2 protein-coding genes are annotated in these 1,892 nt (G+C 62.6%); one reads left to right on the top strand and one right to left on the bottom strand.

The window, feature by feature from the left end; all coding sequences use genetic code 11:
- A partial coding sequence (locus tag RMN95_RS07595) for an MDR family MFS transporter (RefSeq protein ID WP_397545264.1) occupies nucleotides 1-1,431 on the top strand: 1,431 nt, incomplete at its 5' end.
- A 174-nt stretch (nucleotides 1,432-1,605) separates the two neighbouring features.
- On the opposite strand, the gene RMN95_RS07600 is transcribed toward RMN95_RS07595, so the two are convergent.
- A partial coding sequence (locus RMN95_RS07600; protein ID WP_309616333.1) for an NUDIX domain-containing protein occupies nucleotides 1,606-1,892 on the bottom strand: 287 nt, incomplete at its 5' end.

Below are 1,892 nucleotides of genomic sequence, written 5' to 3' on the forward strand. Positions count from 1 at the left end.
GCCACGCCCGACCACAGCAGGCGCAACGGTCTCGTGATCAACCTGATGCTGGTGGCAACCTTCGTCGTCATCCTTAACGAGACCATTATCGGCGTCGCCATTCCGCGATTAATGGACGATCTCAATATTGCAGCGAGCACCGCGCAGTGGCTGTCGACCGCATTCATGCTGACGATGGCGGTTGTCATCCCGACTACTGGCTTTCTCATGCAACGGCTGCACACTCGCACCGTATTCATCCTCGCCATGAGCCTGTTCACGCTGGGCACCGCCATTGCGGCGATCGCGCCCGGCTTCGAAGTGCTGCTCGCGGGACGCATTGTGCAGGCCAGCGGCACAGCCATCATGATGCCGCTGCTCATGACCACGGTGATGACCCTGGTGCCGACTCATTCACGCGGTCGGACGATGGGCAACATCTCCATCGTCATCTCAGTGGCCCCCGCTCTCGGCCCGACAATTTCCGGGCTTATCCTGAGCGTCTTCGACTGGCGCTTTATTTTCATCCTCGTCTTGCCGATCGCCATCGTTGCACTCGCGATCGGTGGTACACGCGTTCAGAACGTCAGCGAACCGCGCAAGGTTCCGCTCGACGCGCTCTCAGTGGTGTTGTCAGCGTTCGCCTTCGGTGGGCTCATATACGGGCTCAGCAGCCTTGGCGAAACCATATCCGGAACCGCCGTCGTGACCGCCTGGATACCCGTTGCCGTCGGGACGATCGCTCTCGGGCTTTTTATCGCACGCCAGCTGTCGCTTCAACGAACAGACAGCGCGTTCCTCGACCTTCGAACATTCAGTGCGCGCGGGTTCGGCGTCTCGATCATTCTCATGGTGATCCTCATGGGTGCACTGTTCGGCACGATTATTTTGCTGCCCATCTACATGCAGGATGTTCTCGGTCTGCTTCCCGTTCAAGCCGGACTAATCCTTCTGCCCGGCAGTGTGCTCATGGGACTACTCGGGCCCGTGGTCGGACGACTCTACGACAGGGTCGGGCCGCGACCTTTGCTCGTGCCCGGCACCGTCGTCGTCAGCCTTGCCCTGTGGTCCATGACCATGTTCACCGAAGGCACGCCGTGGCAACTCGTGGTCGTGGCCCACGTCGCGCTCAGTCTCGGCCTGGGTTTCACCTTCACTCCGCTGTTCACCTCATCGCTCGGCTCCCTCAAACCGTCTCTCTATGCCTCCGGAAGCGCCACGATCGGAACGGTGCAGCAGCTAGCCGGAGCTGCCGGAACGGCGCTCTTCATCGCACTACTCACGATCGGGTCGGCTTCGGCGATCGGCAGCGGCTTAACCGAAATCCCGGCGCTCGCATCCGGTGTGCACCTGGCGTTCGTGGCGGGCGCTGCGCTGTCAATACTCGCGGTCATCGCCGCGTTCTTCGTGCCGCGGCCCATCGTGCCCGAAGACACACAGGCGCCCCACTAACAAATCCAGAGGGCTGGTTCAGCCGCGCGGTGGGGTGCTGCTTTCGGAAATTCAGGAAGGCGGCCCGCCGCCACGATCCCCGGCCCCGCACTTACTGAGGTTGCCAGGGTCAGCGAAGCCGTCGTCCTGAGTTTCCGAAAGGCGGTCGACTTCACGCGCGCGGCTGATGGAAAGTCAGAGCAGGCGGGCCCGCAACTGTGGCCAGCTCGCCGCGAATCCAGGATGCAGCGGCAACCCCTCCACGTCGGCAACCGGCACCCACGCCAACGCCACGCTTTCGGCATCGCCGATCACGGGTTCGAACTCCTCTACGGCTTCGGCGACGACCGTCGTGTACGCCCACACTCCGCGATCCAGCACAGTGGTGAACATCACGCGCAGCAGGGATGAATCAACCCCCGCCTCCTCATGCGCCTCTCGCAGGGCGCCCTGTTCAGCGGTCTCATCAGATTTGCGGGCGC

This window comes from Salinibacterium sp. (assembly GCF_031364185.1).
Classification (GTDB): domain Bacteria; phylum Actinomycetota; class Actinomycetes; order Actinomycetales; family Microbacteriaceae; genus Rhodoglobus.